Here is a 25,613-nt window from a genome sequence, read left to right as displayed (position 1 = left end):
GCCGTCGCCGGTGGTGGTCCCGAGGCCCGTGCGTCCCGCGTGGACGCACGGGCCGAACCCCGTCGGCGACCCGTGAGATAGGAGCGAAAGTGGCCAGAACCTCGTTGGAAACCGCGGAAGTCGGCCGTCGCCTCGACCGGCTGTCCGCTGTGGACGACCACATCGCCCGCACCTACCCGGGGGCGCGCGAAGCGCGCCAGCCCGTGCACACCTGCTACGTGCCTGCGGGCAAGGTCGACGCCCAGACCGTGCGGCAGTGGGGGTCGGAGGCTCTGGCGGTGCTCGACGAGCACGCGGGCAGCCCCGGCGCGCTCGCCGCGGTCCTCGGCATCGACGGCGACACCGCCGCCGCGGTGCACCCGCGGGTGCGCGCCAAGCTCCAGCAGGCCCCGGTCGAGGACCTGCGGATCGACTTCGAGGACGGCTACGGCCGTCCCGGGGACGAGGCCGAGGACGCCGACGCCGTCCGCACCGCCGGGATCGTCGCGGACTGGCTGCGCGACGGGGTGGAGCCGGCCAACTACGGGCTGCGGGTGAAGTCCTTCGACACCGCCGAGCTGCGGGCCAGGTCGGTGCGGACCCTCGACGTCTTCCTCACCGCGCTGCTGGAGCAGTGGGGGAGCCTGCCGGAGGGCTTCGTGCTCACCTTCCCCAAGGTCGTCGACGTGCGCCAGGTCGAGGTGTTCGTCGAGCTGCTGGAGCTGCTCGAGCAGCAGCTCGGCCTGCGGGAGCGGTCGCTGCGCTTCGAGATCCAGGTCGAGACCACCCAGTCCATCGTGGACTCCGGCGGGCGCTTCGCGCTGCCGCGCTTCGTCGCGGCGGGTGCCGGCCGGGTCACCGGGCTGCACTTCGGCACCTACGACTACACCGCGAGCTGCGGTCTGACCGCCGCCCACCAGCACCTCGCGCACCGGGCGTGCGACTTCGCCCGGCACGCGATGCAGGTGGCGGCCGCCGGTACCGGGATCTTCCTGTCCGACGGCTCGACGAACGTGCTGCCGGTCGGCGACCAGGTCGAGCACGGCTGGCGCACCCACTACCAGCTCGTCCGGCGCTCGCTGGAGCACGGCTTCTACCAGAGCTGGGACCTGCACCCGGCGCAGCTGGTGACCCGCTACGCGGCGGTGTTCGCCGCGTTCCGCGAGTCCGCTCCGGCCGAGGCCGCGCGGCTCTCGGCGTACGTGTCGGCCAGCGGCGGTGCCGTGCTGGACGAACCGGCGACGGCGCGCGCGCTGGCCGCGTCGTTCGTGCGCGCGCTCGACAACGGCGGCACCGACGCCGAAGAGGTGCAGCGGATGACCGGCCTCTCCGAGGCCGAGGTCCGCAAGCTCGGCAGGCTGTAGGCGGCCGCACCGCCGGTTCCCGGCACCGGCGGTCCCCGGCGCGCGCATCGGCCCGGCCGGCACCGGCGCAGGTCGCCGGACGTGGTCAGCGGCGGCGCCGGAAAGCGATCGCGAAGGCGATCGCGACCGCGGCGAAGGCGAGTTGCCCGCCGAGCACGATCCGGTTGACGTCGACGGCCGGATGCCAGGCGACCTTGCCGTCGCTGGTGACGCCGAACGCGCCTGCCGGGCGAGCCACCACGCCGCCGCCGCCGTTCAGCTCCCGCTTGGCGCGGCCGAAGCCGCTGCCCGCGCGGACGTGGGCCACCGGCACCAGCGTCGTGTCGCCCTGCTGGACCGGGGTGCCGAACACCTGGTGCCTGCCCAGCCGTTCCGAGAGGACCTCCAGGGCCTGCCGGTGCTGCCCGTCCGCGGTCTTGGCGTCGCCGTCGCTCATGGTCGTTCCGTCCTCGCTCGTCCGATACCCGCCGCCGACGTTAGCCGTTCGGCAGGCGCCGCGTCGGCCGATCGTCGATCAGGCTCCGTCCCCGTGCCGTCACCGCTCGTGCGGCTTGCGGAAGCCGAACTGCCACACGTCGAGGTATCCCGAGCGGAATCCGGCCTCGCTGTAGGCGAGGTAGAACTCCCACATCCGCCGGAAGTTGTCGTTGAAACCGAGGGCCGCGGCCTCCGGCCAGCGCTCCAGGAACCCCGTGCGCCAGCGGCGCAGCGTCTCGGCGTAGCTGGGTCCGAAGGAGTGCCGCTGCACGATCTGCATCGAGGTGTGCCGCCGGACGCCGTCCTCGATCGCCGGAACCGACAGCAGCTCCCCACCGGGGAATATGTACTTGTGGATCCAGTTGTGCGAGCGGCGCGTCGCCAGCATCCGGTCGTGCGGCATGGTGATCGCCTGCAACGACGCCCGCCCGCCGGGTACCAGCAGTTCGTCGATGGCGCGGAAGTACCGCGGCCAGTACTCGGAGCCGACGGCCTCGACCATCTCCACGCTGACCACCGCGTCGTAGCGGCCGTCCTCCTCGCGGTAGTCGCGCAGGTGGACCTCCACGCGGTCGGCGAGCCCCGCCGCGGCGATCCGCTGCCGCGCGAGCTTCCGCTGCTCGGCCGACAGCGTCAGCGACGTGACGCGCGCACCGCGCTCGGCCGCGCGCAGCGCCAGCGACCCCCAGCCGGTGCCGATCTCCAGCAGCCGGGTCCCGGCGTGCACCCCGGCCACGTCCAGCGCCCGGTCGATCTTGTGCCGCTGCGCGTCGGCGAGGTCGGTGGTGTCCGGGCGGAACAGCGCCGACGAGTAGGTCATCGTCTCGTCCAGGAACAGCGCGAAGAAGTCGTTGGACAGATCGTAGTGCTGCCGGATGTTGCGGCGCGCACCGGCGCGCGTGTTGCGTTCGAGCTCCGGCCGCCGCGCCTGGACCCACCGGCGCAGGGCCTGCAGCGGGCGCGGCACGAGCGCGGGCAGCCGCTGCGCGAACGGCGTCAGCAGGTCGGCGGGTTCGGAACTGCTCCACTCCCCGGCCATGTAGGACTCGCCGAAGCCGACGTTGGCGTGCGCGCCGAGCCGGTGGAAGAACGACCGGGCGTCGAGCACCCGCATCAGCGGCGAGCCGGAGTCCCCGGCGCCGAGCCGGGTGCCGTCGGCGAACACCACCCGGACCGGCAGCCGGGAGGCGGCCCGGCGGAACAGCGCCTCCGCGGCGCGGGCGCGCGACGGCGAGTGCGGCGCAGCCGCCACCGAGTCCCACAGCGGCGTCACGGCCGACGGCGTGGTGGTGATCATCTGATGCCTTCCTGGTGCACGTGCGGACGTCGGGGGACGACTGGGATCCGCCGCAGCCACAGGGCGATGCCGTGCCGCCGGATCAGCACCGACACCCGCTGGGGCACCAGCGGACGCCGGAGCGCAAGCTGCAGCAGCTCCCGGCGGTTCGCCGGTCGCCTGCGCCCGGCCAGCACGGCCGTCAGCAGCGGTCGGTCGTCGTCGTCGCGGAGCTGCACCCGGACCCGCACGCGTTCACCGGTCAGGTCGAAGCGCATCGCGTACCGGCCGCGTTCGGGGAGGAACGGGGAGACGTAGAACCGCTTGTCCACGCTCGCGCCGCCGGTGGAGTCGGGACGCAGCAGGTAGCAGTGCCGTTCGCCGTAGGTGTTGTGCACCTCGGCGAGGACGCAGGCGAGTTCGCCGCCGCTGTCGTGGCACCAGTACACGGTGAGGGGGTTGAACACGTGGCCCAGCACGCGGGCGTGGGCCAGCATCAGCACCTTCCCGCCGCGCAGGTCGACGCCGTGCAGCGCGAGCCAGGCGTCGACGTTCTCGCGGATCGAGCGGTGCGGTGAGCCGAGGTGGTCGCGGGCGTGGAACCCGGCGAAGGGCCGCAGCCACCAGGGTTGGCGCGGCAGCGCGTCGAGATCGACCAGCCAGGTGTAGAGCCGGTGGCGGAACGTCGTGGTGCGGTCGACGTGCCGGGTGTGGGTGACGATCACGTCGTAGAGCGCGGGTGCCGTCATGCGCCGTCACCATCCGGCCCCGAAGGCGGCCGCGGCGCGCGCGCCCGCCGCACAGCCGTCCTCGTGGAAGCCCCACCCGTGGTAGGCGCCCGCGAAGCGGATCCGGTCGTCACCGAGCTCCGGGAGCCTGCGCTGGGCGGCCAGCGACTCCGGGGTGTAGACGGGGTGGTGGTAGGTCATCCGCGCCAGGACCCGCCCGGGGTCGACGTGCCCTTCGGCGTTGAGGCTGACGACGTGGTCCCGCGGTTCGTCGAGCCGCATCAGCCGGTTCATGTCGTAGCTGACCAGCACCCGCCCGGAGTCCTCGCCGCACGAGGGTTTCAGGTGGTTCCACGACGCCCGCGCTCCGGCGGTTCGCGGCAGCGGCGACGTGTCGGTGTGCAGCCACGCCTCGTTGCGCGAGTAGCGGAAAGCACCGAGGACGGTGCGTTCGGCGGGGCTCGGCTCGGCGAGCATGGCCAGCGCCTGGTCGGCGTGGCAGGCCACGACGACGCGCTCGACCCGGTGCACCACGTCGGCGTCGTCGCGGACCTCCACCCCGTCGGCCAGCCGCCGCACCGAGCGGACCGGGGTGGCGACGTGGACCGCGGTGAGATGCTTGGCGATCCGGCGGACGTACTCCCGCGAACCGCCGACGACGGTCCGCCACACCGGCGACCCGGTTACCGACAGCATCCCGTGGTGGCGCAGGAACTCGAACAGGTAGCGCGCCGGGTACGCCCGGCTGGTGTCGCGGTCCGCCGACCACACCGCCGACACCAGCGGCAGCGCGAAGTGCTCGACGAAGTACGCCGGGAACCGCGCCGCCGCCAGGAACTCGCCGAAGGTCTGCTCCTCGCCGCCGGCACCGCTCTCCAGCGCGCGGCGGGCCAGCCGGTGGAACCTCGGCACGTTCGCGAGCAGCGACAGGTAGGGCGGGCGCACGAGGTTGGCGCGCTGCGCGAACAGCCCGCCGAGCCGTCTGGCGCCCGCGTACTCCAGACCGCAGCCGAGGCAGCGCACGCTCATCGACATCTCGGTGTCCCGCGTGCTGACCCCGAGTTCGCCGAACAGCCGCAGCAACGTCGGGTAGGTGCGGTCGTTGTGCACGATGAAACCGCTGTCGATCCCCAGCACCCGGCCGTCGGCGGTGGGCACCTCGTGCGTGTGCGCGTGTCCGCCGAGCCGGTCGTCGGCCTCGAACAGCAGCACGTCGTAGCGGCGTTGCAGTAGGTGGGCGGCGGTCAGGCCGGAGACGCCGGCGCCGACGACCGCGACCCGCGGCCGGATCATCGCCGCTCCTCCCGGTCCGGGACCAGCGAACCGACGAAGCGCTGGACCAGTTGGTCCCACCGCCCGCGACGGCGCAGCATCGCGTGGCCGGAGCCGGCCACGACCTCGTTGCGCACCGCCGGGGTCACCGCGCACGCGCGGCGCGCGAAGGCTGCCGACGCGGTGGGGGAGGTCATCCGGTCGGCGGTTCCGTGCACGATCAGCACCGACCGGTCGGCGAGGTGCTCGATCGGCTCGTCGTCCTCGATCCAGGGAGCCAGCGCGCAAACGCCGGTCACGCGCTCCGCGTCGGCGACGCGAAGCGCGACGCGGCCGCCCATGGAGTGCCCGACCAGCACGATCTGGGCCCGCGGATGGCGCGTTGAGATCTCCTCCAGCGCCCAGCGGGCGTCGGCGACCGCGTCCAGGACCGGCTCGTTCCAGCCCCGGTAGCGGTTGCGCAGCAGCCACACCGCGGCGCCCGCGGGCGCGCCGGCGCGGTGGATGCCGCGCGCGACGGGCACCATGCGCAGGTAGGCGAGGTGGTGGCCGCGCGCCGGCTCGTGGCTGGCGATCTTGCCACCGTGCAGCAAGAGGACCACCGTGTTCGTGCGCGGTGTACCCGCGGGCAGGACCCGCAGTGCGGGTCGGCGTGCGGGAGTGTTCGAGTCGCCCGTGGGCTCTGCCGAGACATGCATATCCGTTGTCGGATCGGCAGTCCCGCGGTGGCACTTGATATGAAGTCGGTCACGATCGCCGGTGTCGGTGACATCCGCACCGGCCGACATGTCGGCGGCGGTTCGGCAGGGCGGCCGGTGCGCTGGCGGTTACGCCCTTCGTGCCGTGCCGTGCCGTGCCGGTCCCGGCTTCGCGCCTGCTTCGGACTGATCGTGGTTCCGGTTCCGTCTCTCAGGGATCTGTTCCGGTTCCGTCTCTGAGGCGGCTTCCGGTTCCGTCTTCGGCTACGGGACCACGCCCGTCTCCGGCCCTGGTTCCGCGTCCGTCACCGATTCCGCGTCCGTCCCCGCCCCCGTTTCTGTCCCCGCCCTCGTTTCCGTCCCCGCTCCCGTTTCCGTCGGCGCTCCCGTTTCCGCCTTCGTCTCCCGCGTCAGCGGCTACTCCGCGTTGGCCGGGTCGACTCCCGACCAGGTCTGGAGCACGTCGGAAACCTCCTGGACCGTCGGGCGGGAAGCCGGGTCCTGGTCGAGGCAGGCGTCGACCGTCCGCGACAGCACGGCGGGCATCCGCCGGTGCGTGCGCAGCGGCGCGGCCGGCGACTCGGTCTGCGGGTAGCGCCGGGTGCCGTCGCCGCGCTTCTCCCGGTGCGAGAACTCCGCCCACGGCGTGGTGCCGGAGAACGCCTCGTACAGCGTGATGCCTAGCCCCCAGACGTCGGCGGCCGGCGTCATCTCGTCACCGCGCGCCTGCTCCGGAGACAGGTAGTCGAAGGTGCCGCCGGAGCTGCGGTCCCCGACCCGGCACACCAGGCTCAGGTCCAGCAGCACCGCCCTGCCGCCGGCCTCGACCACGTTGGACGGCTTGACGTCGAGGTGCACCCAGCCCTGCCGGTGCAGGTAGCCCAGCGCCGAGCAGAGCTGAATGCCCAGCACCGCGACGTCCATCGCGCGCAGCCTGCCGTGCTGGTCGATGAGGAACCCGAGCGTGAAGCCGGGCAGCGTCTCGGTGACGACGGCCGGACGCGCGGGTTCGGACGTCAGCACGGTCTCGTAGCCGCGCACCAGGTGCGGATGCGTCAGCGTGGTCAGCAGCAGTCCTTCGTTGCGCAACCACCCCGCCGCGGTCTCGTCCGCGGCGCGCTCCGGGCGGAGGGTCTTGCCGACGCACCGGCAGGCCCGTTCCTCGCTCCAAAGGTCGTAGACGTCCAGCCGGCTGCCCCGGCGCAGGTGCTCGACGACCCGGTATCCGGGGGCCAGCAGTTCGCCCGGCTCCAGCGGTTCGCCGGGCGGCCCCCAGTCCCGTTCCTGTTCGCTGTAGTAGTAACTCAGCGAATCGACGAGCACCGGCTCCCCTTCTGCTCGGCCGTCAACTGTGGCTGCGCCTGCGGTAGGAGCGGTGGTCGCTGCTGCTGTGCCTGCGCCTGCGGTGGTCGCTGCTGCTGTGGCGGCGGCGGTGGTCGCTGCTGCTGCCGCGCCTGCGGTGGCCACCACTGCTGCTGTGCGAGCCGTGGACGTGCTTGGCGGGCGATAAGTGCTTGAAGAACTTGCCGAAGCTCATCTGCCTGGCTCCTGTCTCGACGGCTGTGCCGGCGGTGTCGCCGGACATCTCGTGGTGCCAACGGTGGGCACGGTCGGGAGGTTCCCCGGGGTGATCATTGTCGCGGTTTCCGGCGGCTCGGTCGAGGCATTTCGGGCAGGTGGATGCCGGAGGCGGCGCGGCGAGAGGTTCGGCGATGGACCGGGCCGAACGCGAGGAAGGCGGAATCGGTGTTCACGCCAGTCCGGTGAAGCGATGGGTCTCCGACCGGGACCAGCCGGGGTCGCCGGTGCGGGCGAAGCTCACCCACGCGCCGTGCATGCGCGTGGCGAGCCCGGAGGGTGGTCCGGCGCAGCCGAGCAGACCACGGGGGCGTGCAGCGCGGGAAGGTCCAGGCGGTCGAAGACATACGGCAGTTCCACCGCGTGCGCCGCTCCGAGTTCGAGCTCGCAGAACACGCTCAAGCTCCTCGCCCGCTTCGCCGACCGGAGCTCCACCGCACCGGTTCCCGCCGAGTACCCCGACGCGATCGGCTAGACCATGTACTGGTCGTGGCGCCGGTAGAGGTCGGTCCACTCCTCCTCGGTGAGCCGGCGACCTTCGGCCGCGATCGCGGCGAGTTCCTCGAAGTAGGCCTCGCGCGGTGCGCCGGGAGCGAACAGCAGCAGCATCGACGCCGGTTCGCCGGACTCGTTGCGGAAACCGTGCACGCCACCCGGCGGGACGTGCAGGTAGTCGCCCGGCGTGGCGCTGATCGTGCGTTCGCCGTCGAACAGCCGCATCGTGCCGGAGAGGATGTAGAAGGACTCCGAGATCGTCCGGTGGAAGTGCGGCGCGGGCCCGGACGGGTTCGGCCCCATCTCCCACCGGTAGAGGCCGAACCGGCCGTCGGTCGTACCGCCGGTGCCGAGGTAGTGCACCTCGGTGCCCTTGCCACTCTCGGTGCCCGACCGGATGACCAGGTCCGGCGGGGTGCTCGCGGGCCGGAAAGCCGCACTGTGCTCTCCGTTCTCACCGAAGTAGCGGACCTCCGGATACGACATCTCGTCCCCTCCTGCCTTCCCGTTCCAAGGAGCTGTTGGCGCGGTTTCAGTCCGCTTGCGATGGGCTGCCGGCCATGCCACCCGGCCCGTCCTGGCGTCAGCGGTTCTCGCCCCAGTCCTGCATCGCCTGCAGGATCGGGAGCAGCGCACGGCCCCGTTCGGTCAGCTCGTAGCTGACCCGCGGCGGCCAGGACGCCGTCCGCCGCCGTTCGAGGACCCCGGCCGACGTGAGCTGCGCCAGCCGATCGGACAGGACCTTGTCCGAGAGATGGGGAAGCTCACTCGCCAGGTCGGTGTAGCTGCGCTCGCCCCGCACGAACTCCCGGATCAGCAGCGCCGTCCACCTGCCGCGCAGGGCGTTGAGGGTGACCTCGACCGGGCAACTCGGGTTCGGCCGCCTGCGTTCGGGATCGCTGCAGTCGCCGAGGAAATCGTCGTAGTCCGGGGCCACGGCCCGGTGACCAACCGTTTGGTGAGCCACGAAAGCGCCTCCTAGCGTCGTCTTCGGCCAGTCACGGCAACAAGAACTCCGGGAACCATTGTGCGCACACATCACCTGAACTGCGGCACGCTCACCGTCGATCCCTCGACGGACACCGACGCGGCATCCGCGGTCTGCCACTGCTTGCTCATCGAGACCGACGAGACCCTGGTGCTGCTAGAAACCGGGCTCGGCATGATCAACGTCCGGCGGCCGCAGGAGACGCTCGGCGACTTCGTGGACTGGGCCGGGCCGAAGCTCGACCCGGAGGAAACCGCGGTCCGGCAGGTCGAACGGCTCGGCTTCGCGCCCTCCGACGTCGGGCACGTCATCCTGACGCACCTGCACATCGACCACACCGGCGGCCTGCCCGACTTCCCGCACGCGGCGGTCCACGTGCACGAGGTGGAACACCGCCTGGCGACCTCCACGGCGGTGTCGCAGTACCCGCAGGCGCACTTCGCGCACGGCCCGAACTGGGTCGTCTACCCCGACGGCGGTGAGCGGTGGCGCGGCTTCGACGGTGTGCGCCAGTTCGACGGCCTTCCGCCGGAGCTCCTGATGGTCCCGATGCCCGGTCACACCCACGGGCACGTCGGGGTGGCCATCGACCAGGGCGACCGGTGGCTCCTGCACGCGGGCGACACCTACTACAGCCACGTCGAGATCGAGACACCGTCCAAACCGGCCCCGCCGGTGCTGGAAGAACTGCAACGCAGCGTCGAGGACGACCGCGCGAAGCGCCTCGCAGGCGTCGAGCGCCTGCGCGCGATCGCCGGCGACGCCGACCTCACGATCGTGTCGGCGCACGACCCGTGGGAGCTCGACCGGGCGGTCAGAAGTCCCAGTTGATGTCGCGGTACTTCCGCTGGGACACCGCCTCGGTGCAGTTCGGGCAGCGCTCGGTGACGTCCTTCGACTTCGGCTCCTGCCCGATGACGGTCGAGAACGGCACCCGGATCCACACCTCGCACAGCGTCGGGATCCAGTCGCCCGCCGGAGCCGCACCGGGGCGGATGTCGGTGGCGTGCCGCACCTTCTCACCCACCCCGACGATCCAGAACGCCATCGGCGTCTCAACACGGTACGGATTCGGCCACATGGCGACCTTCCTTCGACTCAACCGCACGACGGGGTGATGACGCAGGAGAAGCTAGATCGATAGCCTGCGTTTCAACGAATTTGGGACAGTGCAGGTCAGCGGGCCAGTTTTGGGGTTCTCGTCCCTCTCGTGACACGAGTCGCCGAATGAAGGCCGAGGTCACGCCATGAAGCGATCCGAGAAGCTGCGTCAGATCGGGATAGGCGTGCAACTGCGGAAGTTGCGTGAAGAGGCCGGGATGACCACCCGTTCGGTGGCATCGTCGCTCGGGCTTTCCGCGTCGACGGTCAACAGGACCGAACTGGGGAGCAGAGTCCCGGACCGCGACGAGATGAGTGCGTTGTGCGCCCTGTACGGGGTGACCGGCGAAGCCAAGCGGGAGCTGATCGAACGGGTCGGCGAGGTGGGCGAGGCCGCCGCGTGGCTGGAGAGCGCACGGGTCTCGGACATCGTCGCGAGTCTGATGGTGCTCGAACGTGAGTCGGTCTCCATGACGTATTCCGCGGTCGCGCTCGTTCCCGGGCTGGCCCAAACCGCCGATTACGCCCGCACAGTGCTCGGAACGCATCGCGACGAGACCGAGCGCAAGGTCGCGACTCGGTTGGGGCGACAGGCGGTTCTGTCCCGGCCGAACGCGCCCACCTTGACGATGTTCATCGAAGAAGGGGCGCTGCACCGGACCCTCGGCAACCCGAGAATGCTGCGCGAGCAGTTGGAGCAGTTGCTCGTGCTCCAGCGCCGCAACAACGTCAGCGTGCGTGTGATCCCGTTCGATGCCGTGCAGAGCCCGGCCAACGGAGGCCCGTTCGTGCTCTACGAACTCGCTGACGGAAGTCATTACGTGTTCGTCGAAGCCTTCATGCTCGGCGTGTTCGTCACCGACTCTTCAGAAGTGGCGCCGTTTGTGGAAACGTCGCGGCTGCTGGAGGGCAGTGCATTGGACGAGGCAGGTTCGAACGCCCTCATCCGCAAGATCGCTGAAGGGCTGACGGATGACTGAGCCGAAGTGGCGCATTAGCAGTTACAGCCAGGGGCACGAGTGCGTCGAGACGGCGGTCCTGCCCGAGGTCACGCTCGTCCGCGACTCCAAGGCGCCCGACGCCGGGCACTTCGCCGTGTCGGCCGTGCGCTGGCGGTCCTTCCTCTCCCGCGTGAAGGCGGGCCGCTTCGACCGCTGAGCGCCGACCCGGGTGACGTTCGGCCACGTGCGGGTCACCCGCGTTGCCGTCCGCCGGATGCGTCCCAGAATCGGCTGCGTCGGATGCCGTCCACGATGGGATGCGGGATGACGCAGCGCGAGGATTCCAGGACCGCCGTGACACGACCGTCTTCGCCGGACGGTGAGGTGACGTGGGAGGTCGGCCCGCCCCGGGAACTGCTGACCCGGTCCGGACCGGCGGTGTCGGCCCAGCCGCACTGGTGGGGATTCCGGATCTTCCTCAACCACGAGGCGGCGGAGGCCGTGACCGAGATCCGGGAACTCGTCGGAGAAGCCGTCTCGCTGATCGCCGGGTTGGGTGAAGTGCTGGAGGCGGCCATCATCGCCCAGGGGCTGTGGATCAAGGCGGTCGCAGGCGGGCAGTACGGGGTGGTCCTGAACTCGCCGTGGGTCTCGCCGACGATGCTGATCCCGACCAGGTGGGTCGAGCCGCAGCCGGACGACGAGCACCTGTGGTGGACCGTCTTCGACCAGGAAGAGGGCAATTGGAGCCCGGACACCCGCTTCGCCAACGACCAGGCGTGCTCGTCGGTGCCCGCGCTGGTGTGGCACCAGACCAAGCTGCTCTGCAGCCACCCGGGTGCCGGTGACGACCGGGAAGCCCTGTACGAAACCTCGTTCGACCACGCGGCGGACCCCCACGTGGAGAAGTGGTCGCGCGACCGGAGGGCGGACGACGTCAGCACCAGCACGGGGGTTGCCCTCTCCAAGCACAACGGCACCCTGCGCATGCTCCAACGCGTCGGTTCGGACGGGTTCGGCGACATGATCGTGTGGACCCGCGACGGCGAAGGCTGGGGCAGCCCGGTGAACCTGGGAATCGACTTCCGCACCTCGGCCGTTCCCGCGATGGCGTCGTGGAACTTCCCGCTCATCGCCTACCGGGACGTCGACGGCGACAGGCTGTGGTGGAGCTGGCTCCAGGGCCACGGTGCTTGGGCGCCTCGGCGGGAGATGGGCTTCGGCAGTGCGGACGGCCCCGCCCTCGCGGTGCTGAACGACGTCCCGTACTGCGTTTTCCGGGGAACTGGTGACGACACGCGCCTGTACTGGTCCAAGCTGAACATCGAACCCGTGGAGTGGACGGCCCCGGCGCCGCTGGGCAACCACTTCTCGGCGACGTCGCCCGCGCTCGCGGTGCTCAACGGCACGCTGTACTGCGTGCACCGCGGCAGCAGCGACGAGAAGCTGTGGTGGACGTCCTTCAACGGCGAGACCTGGACCCCCGACCAGGCCCTGCCCAACCACTACAGCAAAGCCACGCCCGCCCTGACCGCCTACCGCGACCCGAAGCACGGGACGAAGGACCAACTGCTGTGCGTCCACCGCGGCCACGGCGCCGGCTGACCTGCAAAGGGCGCCTGGTCAGTGACCAGAACGGGCGCGGGAATTCAAACGTGCACCACGACCACGCGCTCGTCCTTCGGGCGCTCCGGCTCGTCGATGAGCCGGTTGGGATCGTCGGGATCACTGGTCAGGAGGACGACAGGACGGGCGAGGCCGAGAGCTGTAGCAGCCACGATGGAGTCGATCGCGCAGCGATGACCAGACAGCCCGGTCGTGCCCAGGAGTTCGCCCGCCGCGCGAGCGATCTCCGCTGTCACCGGAAGCACGGAAATCCGGGAGAGCACACGGTGCACCGAGGCATCGCGCGGACCGCCCCGGAGTACCTCGGTAAGCGTGATGGCGCTGATCACCACTCTGGCACGCCGCGTGCGCGCGGTTTCCAGGTACGCACGGGCCCGGCCGTCGCCATTCGCGAGTTTCGACAGTCCCTCGCTGTCGAGGACGAGCGTGCCTCCTCCCGCTACTCGACGTCCGGCCATGCCGCCCTTGCTTCCGTGAGGTCTTCTTCGGAGATGGGACCGTGCTCGGCTTCCAGGAGGTCGGAGAGCTCGGCCAGGAGATCGAGCTCCAGTTGGCGCGCGACCGCATCGGTGACGTACTGGCTGAAAGCGCCTCGGCCGACTCGCTCCTGCACGGCGGAGGTCAGCTCTTCGGGCATGGAGACGCTGACCTTGCGCGCCCTGCCGAGAGCGCGGACGTTGCCTGCGGAGGCGGCGACTTGCTCCACCGCTCGTCGGAACTCGGGGGAGATCTTCCCGGCGTCATGAAGCTGAGTCGACAACCACGCCAGGCGGTGAGCCGTCTCAGACAGCTCTCCACCAGGGGGCTCGTGCGGGAGGGCGCTCATGTCTTCATGCTACCGCCGGTGGCAACTTGCTGCTAGGGCTGTCCTGCCCTGCAAGAAGGGCGGGTGCCGGGGAACCAGCACCCGCCCTTCCGTGCCGTGTGCCGCGACGCGGGCGCGGCGTGTCGCTACGCGACCGGTGTCGGCGCGCCGACTCAGCGGCCCGGCCCGGTGCCCTTGACCGGGTCGGCGTCCCTCTCCGACTCGCGCGGGGCCGGGACGGCGTCGGGGTCCTGGACGCCGGGTTCCGGGGAGAGCACGGGAGCCGCCCCGTCCTCCGGCGCGGCCTGCATCTCCCGCCGCTGGCGGGAGCTGTTGAACAGCAGGTTCAGCAGCAGCGCGGCGATGCAGCCGGTGCTGATGCCGGAGTCGAGCACGGTGCGCAGCGCGGCGGGGAAGTGCTCGTAGAACTCCGGCGAGATGACCGGCACCATGCCGACCGCCAGCGAACCGGCGAAGACCAGCGCGTTGAACGGGTCGCCCAGGCCCGCCTTGCTCAGCGTCTTGATGCCGCTGGCGGTTACCGACCCGAACAGCACCAGCGCGGCACCGCCGAGCACCGGCTGCGGCACCAGCGAGACGACCGCGCCCAGCACCGGGAACAGCCCGAGCAGCACCAGCACGCCACCGCCGGTGGCCACCACGAACCGGCTCTTGATGCCGGTCAGCGCCACCAGACCGATGTTCTGCGCGAACGCGCTGCAGGTGAAGCCGCCGAAGACGGCGCTGACCGCGCTGCCCGCGCCGTCGGCGCGCAGCCCGGCGGCGATGAGCTTCTCGTCCGCGGGGCGGTCCACGATCTCACCGAGGGCGATCATGTCCGCGGTGCTCTCCATCATCGCCACCAGCATCACGATGCAGATGGACAGCGTCGCGGTGATGTCGAAGACCGGTGTCCCGAGCTGGAACGGCGTCGGCACGTTGAACAGCGGCGCCTGCTCGAACGTCGTGGTGTCGACCAGCCCCATCGGCCAGGCGGCGAGCGTGCCGACGAGCAGCCCGACCAGCAGCGCGATGCGCTGCAGGAATCCGCGGAGGAAGCGGTTGAGCAGCAGCACCAGCACCAGCGTCGCGGCCCCGATGGCGATCTTGGGCATCGCCGCGTAGTCCGGTGCCTCGGCGTCCTGCCCGGCGATCCACTTGATGCCCACCGGCATCAGCGACAGCCCGATCAGCGTGATCACGGTTCCGTTGACCAGCGGCGGGAAGAACCGGACGAGCCGGGAGAAGTAGGGGGCGGCCAGGAACGCCAGCGCACCGGCGATGAGCACCGAGCCGTAGATGACCGGCAGCGCGTTCTGCTGCTGTTGCTGGGCGACGATCGCCAGGATGGGAGCCACCGAGCCGAACGTGACGCCGTTGACGAAGGGGAGCCGGGCGCCGATGCGCCACACCCCGACGGACTGGAGCACCGTGGCGATGCCCGCGGTCAGCAGGCTCGCGCCGATGAGGAGGGTGAGCTGCACCGGCGGCAGCCCGAGCGCCTCGCCGACGATCAGGGGCGGGGCCACCACGCCCGCGTACATCGCGGCGACGTGCTGGATGCCGGCGAAGAGCATCTTGCCGGGCGGTAACACCTCGTCTACGGGATGCGCGCCGGTTCTGCCGATGCGAATGCCACGGTTTCGGCGGACTTTGAAGAGGGCCATCGGGAACTCCAGGGCCGCTGGGACGAATCAGATCACGTCACTATCAATGCCGGGTGTTGGATGTATTTCCTTGCGTATACGAGGAAATGAGACACCGTTTCCATCGCGGAAGCAGTTGTGGAGAGGTGCCCTTGCCGTTGTGGGTGCCGCTATGGCCGAGGGGGCTGCCAGGTCGTCCCGGCAGCCCCCTCGCGCGCGTCAGAACTCGGCTAGCGAGTACCAGGCCTGCGGGGCCGGGTCCACGTCGTCGCGCAGCACGGTGCCCTCGATGAGCCCGTACGGCCGGTCGGCGGCGTAGAAGACCTCGTTGTCGTTGTCCAGCCCGAAGGGCTTGAGGTCGACCAGGAAGTGGTGCTTGTTCGGCAGCGACAGCCGGACCTCGGCGACCTCGGGGTGCGCGTCGAGCACCTGCTTGCCCATCTCGTACAGGCTCTGCTGGAGCGCGAGGCTGTGCGTGGTGGCGAAGGCCTCCAGCATCGTGGCGCGCACGGACTCGAAGCTCTTGCCCCAGTCCAGGTCGGTGCCCAGGTAGCGCCAGCGGGCGGTGACCGCGGTGGCCAGGATGCGGTCGTCGGTCTCGGCCAGCGTCGTGTACTTGTCCTTCGGGTAGCCCCAGAACTCCGAGCCGGTGGACTTGAGCACGACCAGGTCCTTCAGCCCCGACACCACGTGCGCCTTGTCGCCGTCGATGGTGACCGCGGTGGTCCGCTTCTCGTCGGTGGAGCGGGCGAAGGAGTGGTCGTGGCCGGTGCCGCCGACCGGGATGCGCTCCCAGGAGTACTCGTCGATGAGGATGCGCGCGCCGGTGATGCCCTCGGCGGTGTTGACGAAGTGGCGGCCCAGTCGCAGCGCGAAGTCCTCGATCTCACCGATCGGCGCCTCCTTGGCGAAGGCGTAGACGGTGTTCTTCTGGGTGTCGGTCGGCAGGCAGTTGCTGTTGTCGCCGGTGAGGTGCACCGCGTCGAGGTCGCCGCGCAGCGAGGTCGAGACGTTGAGGTCCTTGATGGTGTGGCGCGGCGTGTCCTTGTTGACCGAGACGATGCGGACCTCGGCCTTGCCGTACTGGTTGGGGCCCATGACGATGCCCATGGGGTGATCAGCTCCCTCGATACGTGGAATAGGAGAACGGGCTCAGCAGCACGGGCACGTGGTAGTGCTGCTCGGGATCGGTGATCCGGAAGGTGATCTGCACCTGCGGGTAGAAGGAGTCGGTGCCCAGCCGCTCGAAATAGGCCCCGGTGGCGAAGGTGAGGCGGTAGTCCCCGGCCTCCAGCTGCTCCGGCCCCAGTTCCCTGACCCGGCCGTCGGAGTCGGTCTCCGCGGCGGCCAGGGAGATCCAGTCGGTGCCGTCGGCGCCCTCCAGCCGGACGGCGACGCCCTGCGCGGGCCGGCCCCTGGCCGCGTCCAGCACGTGCGTGGTGACGTGACTCGTCATCCTTCGACCACCTTCGCCAATCTCAGTCGTGCGATCTTGCGGAGCTCTTCGGCGACGATGCCCAGCTCCTCCTCCGGGTCGTTGCCGAGCCGGGAGCGCAGGATCTCCAGCAGTTCGGCGCCGCTGCGGCCGCTGGCGCAGACGAGGTAGACGTGGCCGAAGCGGCGTTCGTACTCCTCGTTGCCCTCGCGCAGCGCCTCCTGCAGCGCGGCGTCGCCGGCGTCGACACCGGCCTGCTCGCTGCGGGACCACGACGAGGAGGTGTCCGAGCCCTGCACGCGCGCGCCGATGCGGGGGTGGGCGGCCAGGGCGGAGTCGATCTCCTCGCGGGTCAGCTCCCGCGCGGCGTCGTCGGCCGCCTGGTAGATCTCGGCGGTCGAGGCGAACGGCCGCCGGTCGGCGACCTCGTCCGCCCAGCGCTGCACGTCCAGGCAGGCGAGCAGCCGCTTGACCAGTTCCGGGCGTGGCAGGGCGTTGAGCCCGTCCGGCCCGGAACCGTTCCCGGAAGGTGAAGGTGGCATTGGAGTTTCCCCACGAGAGACGCTGGCCTGCGACCGGGTCTGCGTGTCGGCGGCGGACACCGAGGTCCGAACATGCTGGTCGGCGCGGTGGTGTGGCCTCGGTCGCAAGCTTTGGTGAGACGAGAAGCTACGGCCGCCTCGGCAGCGGCGTCAACACTTTGTTGAAATTCCGGGAGTCGGAACTGTGCCACCGCACAACCTCGCCAACGATTAGCGCAGCTAACGGACTGTGCTGCTACCCAAGGTGCACCGACAGTCGCCGAAGGTAATCGAACGGAGAGGTGGCGGCGCGTCGAAACTGCTCGCGGCGTGCTGGAGCGGCCGCCCGTCGAAGAGGCGCGGCGGATGCAAAGGAATGCGGGCGGTCACCGGGTATCCCTCGGTGAGGTGCGATCGCCGACGTGCCCGGCGAGGGCCGCGGGCCGGTCAGCCGGGCCCGGGCTGCTCCCGGTTGAGGTAGTTGTAGACGGTGAAGCGGCTGACGCCGAGCGCCTTCGCGACCGCTTCCACCGACTTGCGCAGGGTGAACGCGCCCCGTTCCTCCAGCAGGCGCACCGCGCGCTGCTTGTCGGCGCGGGGCAGGTCGGGCAGCGCGGCACCGAGCTCGCCCTCGACCTGGGCGATCATGCGTTCCAGGGCGCTGGTCAGCTCCTCGCCGGGGAGTCGCACGGCGACGGCGGGCGCGCCCTCCCAGTACAGGACGACGTCACCGGGCGCGCGCTGCTCGGCGGGTACGGCGGTGGCGCCGATCTGCTCCAGCAGCGGGGCGATCGCGGTAGCGAGCGGATGCACGGCCCTAGGACTCCTCAACTGGGGCACCGTCGACGGTGACTTGCAGGGTGATGCGGTGCGCCCCGGCGTCGAGCACGGTCTCCACCACCGCGGCCAGCGCGGGCAGCAGCGTCTCCCGGTCGGCGGTGATCGACGTGCCCAGCGGGCCGAAGTCGGGCTCCAGGCCCGCCTCGCGCAGGCGGTCGCGCGCGGCCAGGGCGTGCGCGGGCGGCTCACCCTCGCCTTCGAACGGCTCGGTGGTGAACTCGGCTCTCAGGATCATCTCGGGACCTCCGGGTGCACGGTAGGCACGGTAGCCCGCCGCGACCTGGCCCGGGGTCCCGGCGGGAACTGCCCGGACCGGCGTGCGCACTCCGCGTTCAGGTTCGAAAACGGAGTTCCACCATACGGATGAGCTGCGCGCGCTTGACGGCTGGCGGGCGGGCCCGGTTCAACAAGCGGCCACCAGGGCCGGGCGAAGAGGCAGGAGCATCCGCTACCTGCCCCTTTTCGCGTGGACGGACCCGAAAACCCGGTTCAACAAAGCGTTGACCCGGAGGCGGTTGCTCGCTAGTCTATCGCTGTACGAAATAAGCCTTCCGCGATACGGAATCTCTGATCTCGGGGATCGCAGCGGAATCGCACCGGAGGACTCCCGGAGGAGGTGCCCGTGGATCTGAAGTACGCCGTGAACGCGTCCCTGCTGTTCACCGAGCTCGACGTCCTGGAGCGGCCCGCGGCGGTCAAGGCCGCCGGGTTCGACGCGGTGGAGTTCTGGTGGCCCTTCCCGGTCGCCGTCCCGTCCGACCGCGAGGTGGAGCGCTTCGTCGGCGCGGTGAAGGACGCCGGCGTCCAGCTGGTCGGCCTGAACTTCTTCGCGGGCGACATGCCCGCCGGTGACCGCGGAGTGCTGTCCGACCCGGACCGTGCGGGCGAGTTCGCCGACAACGTCGACGTCGTCGCCGGCATCGGCGAGGCGCTCGGCTGCCGCGCGTTCAACGCCCTCTACGGCAACCGCATCGACGGTGTCGACCCGGCCGAACAGGACAAGGTCGCCACGGAGAGCCTGGTCCGCGCCGCGCGGGCAGTCGACGGCACGGTGCTGGTCGAACCGGTGAGCGGGGCGCCCGCGTACCCGCTCAAGACCGCCGCCGACGTGCTCGCCGTCATCGACCGGGTGCACAACGAGGGCGGCGTGGACAACCTGCGCCTGCTGTTCGACCTCTACCACCTGACGGTCAACGGCGACGACCTCGACGCGGTGATCGACCGCCACGGCGGCGTGATCGGGCACGTCCAGATCGCCGACGCCCCGGGCCGCAACGAGCCAGGCACCGGCGAGATCGACTTCGACCACTACCTCGGCAAGCTCCAGGCCGGCGGCTACCGGGGCCACGTCGCGCTGGAGTACAAGCCCAGCGGCGCCAGCGCCGACAGCTTCGGCTGGATCAAGCGCTGAGCGCGAGGAAACACACGGAGGTAAGAGCATGACCACGATCGGATTCGTGGGGCTGGGCATCATGGGCAGCCCGATGGCCGCGAACCTGGTGAAGGCCGGCTACGACGTCGTCGGGACCAACCTCACCCAGGACAAGATCGACCTTCTCGTGCAGCAGGGCGGCCGGGGTGCGGCGAGCATCGCCGAGGCCGTCAAGGACGCCGACGTCGTCATCACGATGCTGCCCGACTCGCCCGACGTCGACGCCGCCGTGCTCGGCGAGGACGGCGTCTTCGACCACATCCGGCCCGGCGCGCTGTTCATCGACTGCAGCAGCATCCGGCCCGACACCTCGGTCAAGGTCGCCGAGGCCGGTGCCGCCAAGGGCGTCCGGGTCGTCGACGCCCCGGTCAGCGGCGGCGAGCCCAAGGCCATCGACGGCACCCTGTCGCTGATGGTCGGCGGTGAGGCCGACGCCTTCGAAGCCGCCAAGCCGATCCTGGAGGCCGTCGGCACCACCATCGTGCACGTCGGCCCTGCCGGCTCCGGCCAGACCGTGAAGATCGCCAACCAGCTCATCGTGGCCGGCAACATCGGCCTGGTCGCCGAGGCGCTGATCTTCCTGGAGGCCTACGGAGTGGACACCGAGGCCGGCCTGCGCGCCCTCGGTGGTGGCCTGGCGGGCAGCACCGTCCTGGACGCCAAGGGCGAGAAGATGCGCAACCGCGAGTTCTCGCCGGGCTTCCGCATCGAGCTGCACAACAAGGACCTCGGCAACCTGGAGGCCGCCGCCCGCGGCGCCGGGCTCGCGCTGCCGATCGGCGCCCTGGTCACCCAGCTCATCGCGGCCGCCAAGGCCCAGGGCGACGGCAAGCTCGACCACTCCGGGCTGTTCAAGCAGATCGCCCAGCTCAGCGGGCGCTCGTGAGACCCGCGGCGCCGTGCGGGGCGGGACGCCTCGTCCGCACACACTCGAACCCGCGCGGCGCCGCTTCCTCACCACGTTCCACGCCAGGGGCTCGGCCGAGACGACTCGGCCCGTGAAGACGGCGGATCCCGCAGCGGATTCGCGGACCCCGGAACTCCCACCGGCCACGGGTGGGCGGCTGCAGCCGCCAAGCATCCAGTACCGCCCACCCGCGCCACAGATCGATGCGGCGACGACCGCACCGCTGCCGATGCGGTGAACCGCGACCGGCGTCGGTGCGCCAGACCGCACCAGCGCCAGTGCGGGAGCACCCGCACCCGAGAGGTGTATACACCATGCCCGAAGTTCCTGTCATGCAGGCCGTCGTCGACGTCCTGGAGTCCGAAGGCGTCGACGTCGCCTTCGGCTGCCCGGGCGCGGCGATCCTCCCGCTCTACGCCGCGATGGAGCACCGCGACATCAAGCACCTGATCGTCCGCCACGAAGAGGGCGCGACGCACATGGCCGACGGCTGGGCGCGCACCAACGGCAAGGTCGGCGTCGCCATCGGCACGTCCGGGCCCGCCGGTACCAACATGATCACCGGTCTCTACACCGCGCAGGCCGACTCCATCCCGATGCTCTGCATCACCGGCCAAGCGGTCTCCACCAAGCTGCACCAGGAGGCGTTCCAGGCCGTCGACATCGTCGAGATCGCCAAGCCCGTCACCAAGTGGGCGGTGCAGGTCAAGGAGGCCGCGCAGGCGCCGTGGATCTTCCGCGAGGCGTTCCGCATCGCCCGCTCCGGCCGTCCCGGCCCGGTGCTCATCGACCTGCCGCTGGACGTGCAGAAGCAGGAGATCGAGTGGGACCCGTCGATCGACGCGCCGCTGCCGGTCACGGCGGTGGAGCCGCACCTGCCGCGCGTCGAGCGGGCGCTGGACCTGCTGCTGGAGTCGGAGAAGCCGCTGATCCTGGCCGGCGGCGGCATCATCCTCGGCGAGGCCCACGAGGAGCTGCGCGAGCTGGCCGAGCTCCTCAACGTGCCGGTGCAGACCACGCTGATGGGCAAGGGCTCCTTCCCGGAGGACCACGAGCTGTTCGCGGGCATGACCGGCATCCAGACCAGCCAGCGCTACGGCAACCAGTCGTTCATGGAGTCCGACCTGGTGCTCGCGCTCGGCGCCCGCTTCGGCGACCGGCACACCGGTGCCATCGACGTCTACCGCGGTGACCGCAAGTTCATCCACGTCGACATCGAGCCCACGCAGATCGGCAAGGTGTTCGGCCCCGACCTGGGGATCGTGTCGGACACCAGGCTGTTCCTGCGGGCTCTGCTCGACGCGGTCAAGCGGCGCGGTGCGTCGAAGGACCGGGCGCAGTGGGTGGCCAGTGTCGTGGAGCTCAAGCGCACCCTGACCCGCCCGGACGACTACGACACGGTGCCGATCAAGGCGCCGCGGGTGTTCCGCGAGATCAACGCCCTGTTCGACCCCGACACCTACTTCGTCACCGCGATCGGGCTCTACCAGATCTGGTCCGGCCAGTTCCAGTCCGCGCACAAGCCGCGGCACTACCAGGTCTGCGGTCAGGCGGGCCCGCTCGGCTGGGAGATCCCGGCGGCGATCGGCGTCAAGGCGGCCAAGCCCGACGCCGAGGTCGCCGCGGTGGTCGGCGACTACGGCTTCCAGTTCCTGGTCGAGGAACTCGCGGTCGCCGCGCAGTACAACGTCCCGTTCGTGATCATCATGCTGAACAACGAGTACCTCGGCCTGATCCGCCAGGCCGAAGGCGACGCGTTCGGCATGAACACCGAGGTCGACATCCACTACGACGAGTTCGGCACCGACAACGTCAAGGTGATGGAGGCCTACGGCTGCTCCGGGCGGCGCGTGATCGACCCCGCCGACCTCGCCGACACCATCGAGTGGGCGCGCAAGGAGGCGGTCGCGACCAGCCGCCCGGTCCTGGTCGAGGTGATGATCGAGCGCGAGGCCAACACCCCGCGCGGCATCCGGATCGACGCGATGATCGAGCCGGAAGAGGTTCCCAACCTGTAGGAGCTCCGGGCTCGGGCGGAGTCCGGAACCGGGTCGCTCGCCGGGACGCGCGGTGGTGTCCCGGCGAGCGCCCCTTCCCCCAGGCGGGGGTATCGGCTGCAATCGGACCGGTACCCCTCGGCGTCCCCCGCCGGACCACGTGCCGGGCGTGTCCGGCGGGGGACGCTCCTACGTCGAACGTGGAGTGTGTTGTGCCAGGTCATGTCCTGATCGCGCCCGACAAGTTCAAAGGCTCGCTGACGGCTCCGGGAGTCGCCGAGGCGGTGGCCGATGGCATGCGCCGGGTGCGCGCCGACGTCGACGTGCAGGTCGCGCCGGTCGCCGACGGGGGTGACGGCACGGTGAGCGCGGCGATCGCCAGCGGCTACCGCCGGGTGCCGGTGCGGGTCACCGGGCCGGTCGGCGAGCCGGTCGACGCCGAGATCGCCGTCGACGGCGACACCGCGGTGGTCGAGCTGGCCTCGGCGTCCGGGCTGGCGATGCTGGACCCGGCGCGGCTCGCGCCGATGACCGCGACGAGCGCGGGCACCGGCGAGCTGGTGCGGGCAGCGCTCGACGAGGGCGCGCACACCATCGTCCTGGGAGTCGGTGGCTCGGCCTGCACCGACGGCGGTGCGGGCATGCTGGGCGCGCTGGGAGCGCGGCTGCTGGCCGCCGACGGCAGCCCGCTGCCGCCGGGCGGCGGCGCGCTGGCGGAGCTGGACAAGCTCGACCTGGGAGACCTGGACCCGCGGTTGAACTCCGCGGAGGTCGTGCTCGCATCCGATGTGGACAACCCGTTGCTGGGTCCGAAGGGGGCGGCCCACGTCTACGGGCCGCAGAAGGGCGCCGACCCCGCGCAGGTCGAGCAGCTCGACGCCGCGCTGGCGCGGTGGGCGCACGCGGTGTCGTCCGCCGGGTGCGGTGACGTCTCGGGCCACCCCGGCGCGGGCGCGGCGGGCGGGGTCGGTTTCGCGGCCATCGCGGTGCTCGGCGCCCGGCGGCGCCCCGGCACCGACGTGGTGCTCGACCTGGTCGGCTTCGACCGCCGCCTGGCGGGCGCGAGGCTGGTGGTCACCGGTGAGGGCTCGCTCGACGAGCAGACCCTGCACGGCAAGGCCCCGGCGGGCGTGGCGTCGCGCGCGTCGACGGCGGGCGTGCCGGTGGTGGCTGTCGCAGGCCGCTGCCTGCTCCCGGCGCAGCGGCTGCACGACGCCGGCTTCGCGGCGGCCTACGCCCTCGCCGACGTCGAGCCCGACCCGGAACGCAGCATGCGCGAGGGCGCGGAACTGCTCGTCGGCGTCGGCGAACGCATCGCACGCGAGTGGCTCTAGGTCCTGTTCCCCAAGCGGTGGCGCCGCTTGCGGGTGTGGGACTCAGCTGGACCACCCGCGGGTTCTCAGCCGTCTTCTCGCGAGGACGGCTTCGACGCCGCGCGGACATACGTCAGTCGGAAATCCCGAATCGAGAAGGCGGCTGAGGTTCCGCCAAGCGACCCACTGCGCAAGCCACATCTGAAACACGTCCTTGGGTGGGTTCGTCGCGTGTGGATCGTTCCGGTTCGGCCAGCCTTGACTGGGGCGACTCGACGACGCAGAATTCCGTAAAACGGCACGTATACTTCACATCGCGGAAAGATCGTGGCCGTTCCGGCGCGCGGCGGACTTCGAGTCTCGCCGGATCGGAGCGCTGCGGCCACAGATCGGAGTCCGGTTGGAGCCGGGGCTGCCTGGCAGGCCGTCGGACACGCCGCGGGCGTGCCGGCGGACGGCTGTCCGCGGCTCCGGTGCGCCGGAGTCGCGGAATCCGCAGTCCCCGCAGGGTCGCCGACCCGGCTCGGGTGGCGAGTCCGCCGGACCGTGGAGTTCGCTCGCGGGGCTTGACCGCGGGCAAGGCAAGGTTCAACACTTTGTTGAACCGAGTGACAGGAGGTACCCGCGTTGGCCGCACCAGCCACCGGATCGCCGGCGTTCGACGTCGTCTTCCGCGCACGACGGCTCATCGGCCCCAACGGCGAGGGCTCCGGCGCAGTGGGCGTGCGCGACGGCCGCATCGCCGCAGTCGAGTCCCTCGACGCCGACCTCGACGCCGCCGAGGTCGTCGAACTGGCCGACGACGAGGTTCTCCTGCCCGGCCTGGTCGACAGCCACGTGCACGTCAACGACCCCGGCCGCGCCGAGTGGGAGGGCTTCGACACCGCCACCATGGCCGCCGCCGAGGGCGGCATCACCACGATCGTCGACATGCCGCTCAACAGCCTGCCGCCGACGATCGACGTCGACGCGCTGGAGGTCAAGCGCAAGGCCGCCCGCGACCGCGTCTTCGTCGACGTCGGCTTCTGGGGCGGTGCCGTGCACGGCAACCGCGCCGAGCTGCGCGGCCTGCACGAGGCGGGCGTGTTCGGCTTCAAGTGCTTCCTGCTGCACTCCGGCGTCGACGAGTTCCCGCCGCTGGCGCCGGACGAGCTCGACGCGGCGCTGCGCACGCTGGCCGAGCACGACGCGCTGATGATCGTGCACGCCGAGGACTCCGACGCGATCGAGCACGCCCCCGCCCCGCACGGCGAGGCCTACTCCGACTTCCTGGCCTCCCGCCCGCGCGGCGCGGAGAACTTCGCCATCGCGCAGGTCATCGAGCTGGCGCGGCGCATCGGCGGCCGGGTGCACATCCTGCACCTGTCCTCTTCGGACGCCCTGCCGATGATCGCCTCCGCGCGGGCCGACGGGGTGCGGGTCACCGTCGAGACCTGCCCGCACTACCTGAGCTTCGGCGCGGAGGAGATCCCCGACGGCGCGACCCAGTTCAAGGCGTGCCCGCCGATCCGCGAGGCCCGCAACCGCGAACTGCTGTGGAAGGGCCTGGCCGACGGGCTGATCGACTGCGTGGTCAGCGACCACTCGCCCTGCACGCCCGACCTCAAGCGCTTCGACATCGGCGATTTCGGGGTCGCCTGGGGCGGTGTCTCCAGCCTGCAGCTCGGCCTGCCGGCGGTGTGGACGCAGGCCAGGGTGCGCGGCTACGGCCTCGCCGACGTGGTGCGCTGGATGGCGCGCCGGCCTGCCGAGATCTCCGGGCTCAAGCGCAAGGGCTCCATCGCGGTGGGCCACGACGCGGACTTCTGCGTGTTCGCGCCCGACGACGCCTTCGTCGTCGACGTCGCGAAGCTGCGCCACCGCAACCCGGTCTCGCCCTACCACGGCAGGCCGCTGTCGGGCGTCGTGCGCGGGACGTGGCTGCGCGGCAAGCGCATCGCGGGCGCGGGCGTCGACACCGCCGGCGCCGCCCAGGGCCGCCTGCTGACCAGAGGAGAAGCCTGACCACCTACGGGTGCTGATGCCGTCGCGCGCGGGAGCAGCCGCGCGCGGTGAAGCCGGTTTCCTGCGACCGGCGGTGCCGGAGGCTGTCTCCGGGGGCCGGGCTCGTCGGCTCCCGGAGGCAGCCTCGCTCTTTCCCCCGGAGCGAGCCGTGAATCCTTCTGGTCGCCATTGGCGGCCAGGGCGACTCACG

At 71.0% G+C, this 25,613-nt stretch carries 27 protein-coding genes; 10 read left to right on the top strand and 17 right to left on the bottom strand.

Features of this window, described 5'->3' with window-relative positions; all coding sequences use genetic code 11:
* Nucleotides 1-89: 89 nt before the first annotated feature.
* Entirely contained in the window at nt 90-1,343 is a 1,254-nt protein-coding gene (locus SACE_RS32510) for a DUF6986 family protein (protein WP_011875143.1), read from the top strand.
* Between the two features lie 85 nt (nt 1,344-1,428).
* On the opposite strand, the gene SACE_RS32505 is transcribed toward SACE_RS32510, so the two are convergent.
* The 8 genes from SACE_RS32505 to SACE_RS32465 all read right to left on the bottom strand — a co-directional run bounded on the left by SACE_RS32505 (nt 1,429) and on the right by SACE_RS32465 (nt 8,834).
* A complete protein-coding gene (locus tag SACE_RS32505) occupies nt 1,429-1,779 on the bottom strand; it encodes a hypothetical protein (protein ID WP_009943305.1) in 351 nt (116 codons plus the stop codon).
* A gap of 99 nt (nt 1,780-1,878) precedes the next feature.
* A complete protein-coding gene (locus tag SACE_RS32500) occupies nt 1,879-3,117 on the bottom strand; it encodes a class I SAM-dependent methyltransferase (protein WP_009943308.1) in 1,239 nt (412 codons plus the stop codon).
* Nucleotides 3,114-3,845 (bottom strand): DUF1365 domain-containing protein, encoded by a 732-nt coding sequence (locus tag SACE_RS32495; RefSeq protein WP_009943309.1) that lies wholly within the window; start codon nt 3,843-3,845, stop codon nt 3,114-3,116. The genes SACE_RS32500 and SACE_RS32495 overlap by 4 nt, the downstream gene beginning before the upstream one ends.
* Before the next feature lie 6 nt (nt 3,846-3,851).
* Complete coding sequence (locus tag SACE_RS32490) at nt 3,852-5,117, bottom strand: NAD(P)/FAD-dependent oxidoreductase (protein ID WP_009943310.1); 1,266 nt, start codon at nt 5,115-5,117, stop codon at nt 3,852-3,854.
* Nucleotides 5,114-5,698: an alpha/beta hydrolase gene (locus SACE_RS32485; RefSeq protein ID WP_009943311.1), complete on the bottom strand. Its 585-nt coding sequence runs from the start codon at nt 5,696-5,698 to the stop codon at nt 5,114-5,116. Before SACE_RS32485 ends, SACE_RS32490 begins: the two co-directional genes overlap by 4 nt.
* A gap of 513 nt (nt 5,699-6,211) precedes the next feature.
* Complete coding sequence (locus tag SACE_RS32480) at nt 6,212-7,117, bottom strand: serine/threonine-protein kinase (protein ID WP_009943315.1); 906 nt, start codon at nt 7,115-7,117, stop codon at nt 6,212-6,214.
* 726 nt (nt 7,118-7,843) lie between these two features.
* Nucleotides 7,844-8,353, bottom strand: coding sequence for a cupin domain-containing protein (locus tag SACE_RS32470; protein ID WP_009943317.1), 510 nt, complete (start codon nt 8,351-8,353; stop codon nt 7,844-7,846).
* A 97-nt stretch (nt 8,354-8,450) separates the two neighbouring features.
* Nucleotides 8,451-8,834, bottom strand: coding sequence for a winged helix-turn-helix transcriptional regulator (locus SACE_RS32465; protein WP_011875139.1), 384 nt, complete (start codon nt 8,832-8,834; stop codon nt 8,451-8,453).
* A gap of 60 nt (nt 8,835-8,894) precedes the next feature.
* On the opposite strand from SACE_RS32465, the gene SACE_RS32460 reads away from it, so the two are divergent.
* Entirely contained in the window at nt 8,895-9,686 is a 792-nt protein-coding gene (locus tag SACE_RS32460; protein WP_009943319.1) for an MBL fold metallo-hydrolase, read from the top strand.
* Here SACE_RS32460 and SACE_RS32455 read toward each other — a convergent pair.
* Nucleotides 9,670-9,903 carry a hypothetical protein gene (locus SACE_RS32455; RefSeq protein WP_009943320.1) on the bottom strand — a complete coding sequence of 78 codons (234 nt, stop codon included), beginning with the start codon at nt 9,901-9,903 and terminating at the stop codon, nt 9,670-9,672. The genes SACE_RS32460 and SACE_RS32455 overlap by 17 nt on opposite strands.
* 199 nt (nt 9,904-10,102) lie before the next feature.
* Between SACE_RS32455 and SACE_RS32450 the strand changes: the two genes are divergently transcribed.
* From SACE_RS32450 to SACE_RS32440, 3 genes are all read left to right on the top strand, one after another.
* On the top strand, nt 10,103-10,936 hold the full coding sequence (locus SACE_RS32450; RefSeq protein WP_009943321.1) for a helix-turn-helix domain-containing protein: 834 nt from the start codon (nt 10,103-10,105) through the stop codon (nt 10,934-10,936).
* On the top strand, nt 10,929-11,114 hold the full coding sequence (locus tag SACE_RS32445) for a DUF397 domain-containing protein (RefSeq protein ID WP_009943323.1): 186 nt from the start codon (nt 10,929-10,931) through the stop codon (nt 11,112-11,114). Before SACE_RS32450 ends, SACE_RS32445 begins: the two co-directional genes overlap by 8 nt.
* A 137-nt stretch (nt 11,115-11,251) precedes the next feature.
* On the top strand, nt 11,252-12,502 hold the full coding sequence (locus SACE_RS32440; protein ID WP_011875138.1) for a hypothetical protein: 1,251 nt from the start codon (nt 11,252-11,254) through the stop codon (nt 12,500-12,502).
* Between the two features lie 44 nt (nt 12,503-12,546).
* On the opposite strand, the gene SACE_RS32435 is transcribed toward SACE_RS32440, so the two are convergent.
* The 8 genes from SACE_RS32435 to SACE_RS32400 form a co-directional block, all read right to left on the bottom strand.
* On the bottom strand, nt 12,547-12,981 hold the full coding sequence (locus SACE_RS32435) for a type II toxin-antitoxin system VapC family toxin (RefSeq protein ID WP_031334196.1): 435 nt from the start codon (nt 12,979-12,981) through the stop codon (nt 12,547-12,549).
* A complete protein-coding gene (locus SACE_RS32430; RefSeq protein ID WP_011875136.1) occupies nt 12,963-13,349 on the bottom strand; it encodes an HD domain-containing protein in 387 nt (128 codons plus the stop codon). The genes SACE_RS32435 and SACE_RS32430 overlap by 19 nt, the downstream gene beginning before the upstream one ends.
* Before the next feature lie 152 nt (nt 13,350-13,501).
* Nucleotides 13,502-14,905: a nucleobase:cation symporter-2 family protein gene (locus SACE_RS32425; RefSeq protein WP_009943327.1), complete on the bottom strand. Its 1,404-nt coding sequence runs from the start codon at nt 14,903-14,905 to the stop codon at nt 13,502-13,504.
* A 288-nt stretch (nt 14,906-15,193) separates the two neighbouring features.
* Nucleotides 15,194-16,084 carry a factor-independent urate hydroxylase gene (gene pucL / locus SACE_RS32420; protein ID WP_009943328.1) on the bottom strand — a complete coding sequence of 297 codons (891 nt, stop codon included), beginning with the start codon at nt 16,082-16,084 and terminating at the stop codon, nt 15,194-15,196.
* Nucleotides 16,085-16,091: 7 nt separating this feature from the next.
* Nucleotides 16,092-16,430 carry a hydroxyisourate hydrolase gene (uraH, locus tag SACE_RS32415; RefSeq protein ID WP_009943330.1) on the bottom strand — a complete coding sequence of 113 codons (339 nt, stop codon included), beginning with the start codon at nt 16,428-16,430 and terminating at the stop codon, nt 16,092-16,094.
* Complete coding sequence (gene uraD / locus SACE_RS32410; RefSeq protein WP_009943331.1) at nt 16,427-16,951, bottom strand: 2-oxo-4-hydroxy-4-carboxy-5-ureidoimidazoline decarboxylase; 525 nt, start codon at nt 16,949-16,951, stop codon at nt 16,427-16,429. Before uraD ends, uraH begins: the two co-directional genes overlap by 4 nt.
* 426 nt (nt 16,952-17,377) lie before the next feature.
* Complete coding sequence (locus SACE_RS32405; protein WP_009943332.1) at nt 17,378-17,743, bottom strand: helix-turn-helix domain-containing protein; 366 nt, start codon at nt 17,741-17,743, stop codon at nt 17,378-17,380.
* Between the two features lie 4 nt (nt 17,744-17,747).
* A complete protein-coding gene (locus SACE_RS32400; RefSeq protein ID WP_009943333.1) occupies nt 17,748-18,005 on the bottom strand; it encodes a thiamine-binding protein in 258 nt (85 codons plus the stop codon).
* A gap of 387 nt (nt 18,006-18,392) precedes the next feature.
* On the opposite strand from SACE_RS32400, the gene SACE_RS32395 reads away from it, so the two are divergent.
* The 5 genes from SACE_RS32395 (at nt 18,393) to allB (ending at nt 25,423) form a co-directional block, all read left to right on the top strand.
* Nucleotides 18,393-19,181 (top strand): hydroxypyruvate isomerase family protein, encoded by a 789-nt coding sequence (locus SACE_RS32395; RefSeq protein ID WP_009943334.1) that lies wholly within the window; start codon nt 18,393-18,395, stop codon nt 19,179-19,181.
* Nucleotides 19,182-19,209: 28 nt separating this feature from the next.
* Complete coding sequence (locus tag SACE_RS32390; protein WP_009943335.1) at nt 19,210-20,088, top strand: 2-hydroxy-3-oxopropionate reductase; 879 nt, start codon at nt 19,210-19,212, stop codon at nt 20,086-20,088.
* Between the two features lie 335 nt (nt 20,089-20,423).
* The gene (gene gcl, locus SACE_RS32385) at nt 20,424-22,127 is read left to right on the top strand and encodes a glyoxylate carboligase (RefSeq protein ID WP_011875135.1); all 1,704 of its coding nucleotides are present in this window, start codon (nt 20,424-20,426) and stop codon (nt 22,125-22,127) included.
* A gap of 191 nt (nt 22,128-22,318) precedes the next feature.
* Nucleotides 22,319-23,440: a glycerate kinase gene (locus SACE_RS32380; RefSeq protein ID WP_011875134.1), complete on the top strand. Its 1,122-nt coding sequence runs from the start codon at nt 22,319-22,321 to the stop codon at nt 23,438-23,440.
* Between the two features lie 606 nt (nt 23,441-24,046).
* Nucleotides 24,047-25,423, top strand: coding sequence for an allantoinase AllB (gene allB, locus SACE_RS32375; RefSeq protein ID WP_009943337.1), 1,377 nt, complete (start codon nt 24,047-24,049; stop codon nt 25,421-25,423).
* Nucleotides 25,424-25,613: the final 190 nt, after the last annotated feature.

This window comes from Saccharopolyspora erythraea NRRL 2338 (genome assembly GCF_000062885.1).
GTDB classification, from domain to species: Bacteria; Actinomycetota; Actinomycetes; order Mycobacteriales; family Pseudonocardiaceae; genus Saccharopolyspora_D; species Saccharopolyspora_D erythraea.
This window is presented reverse-complemented; position numbering and strand designations above follow the sequence as displayed.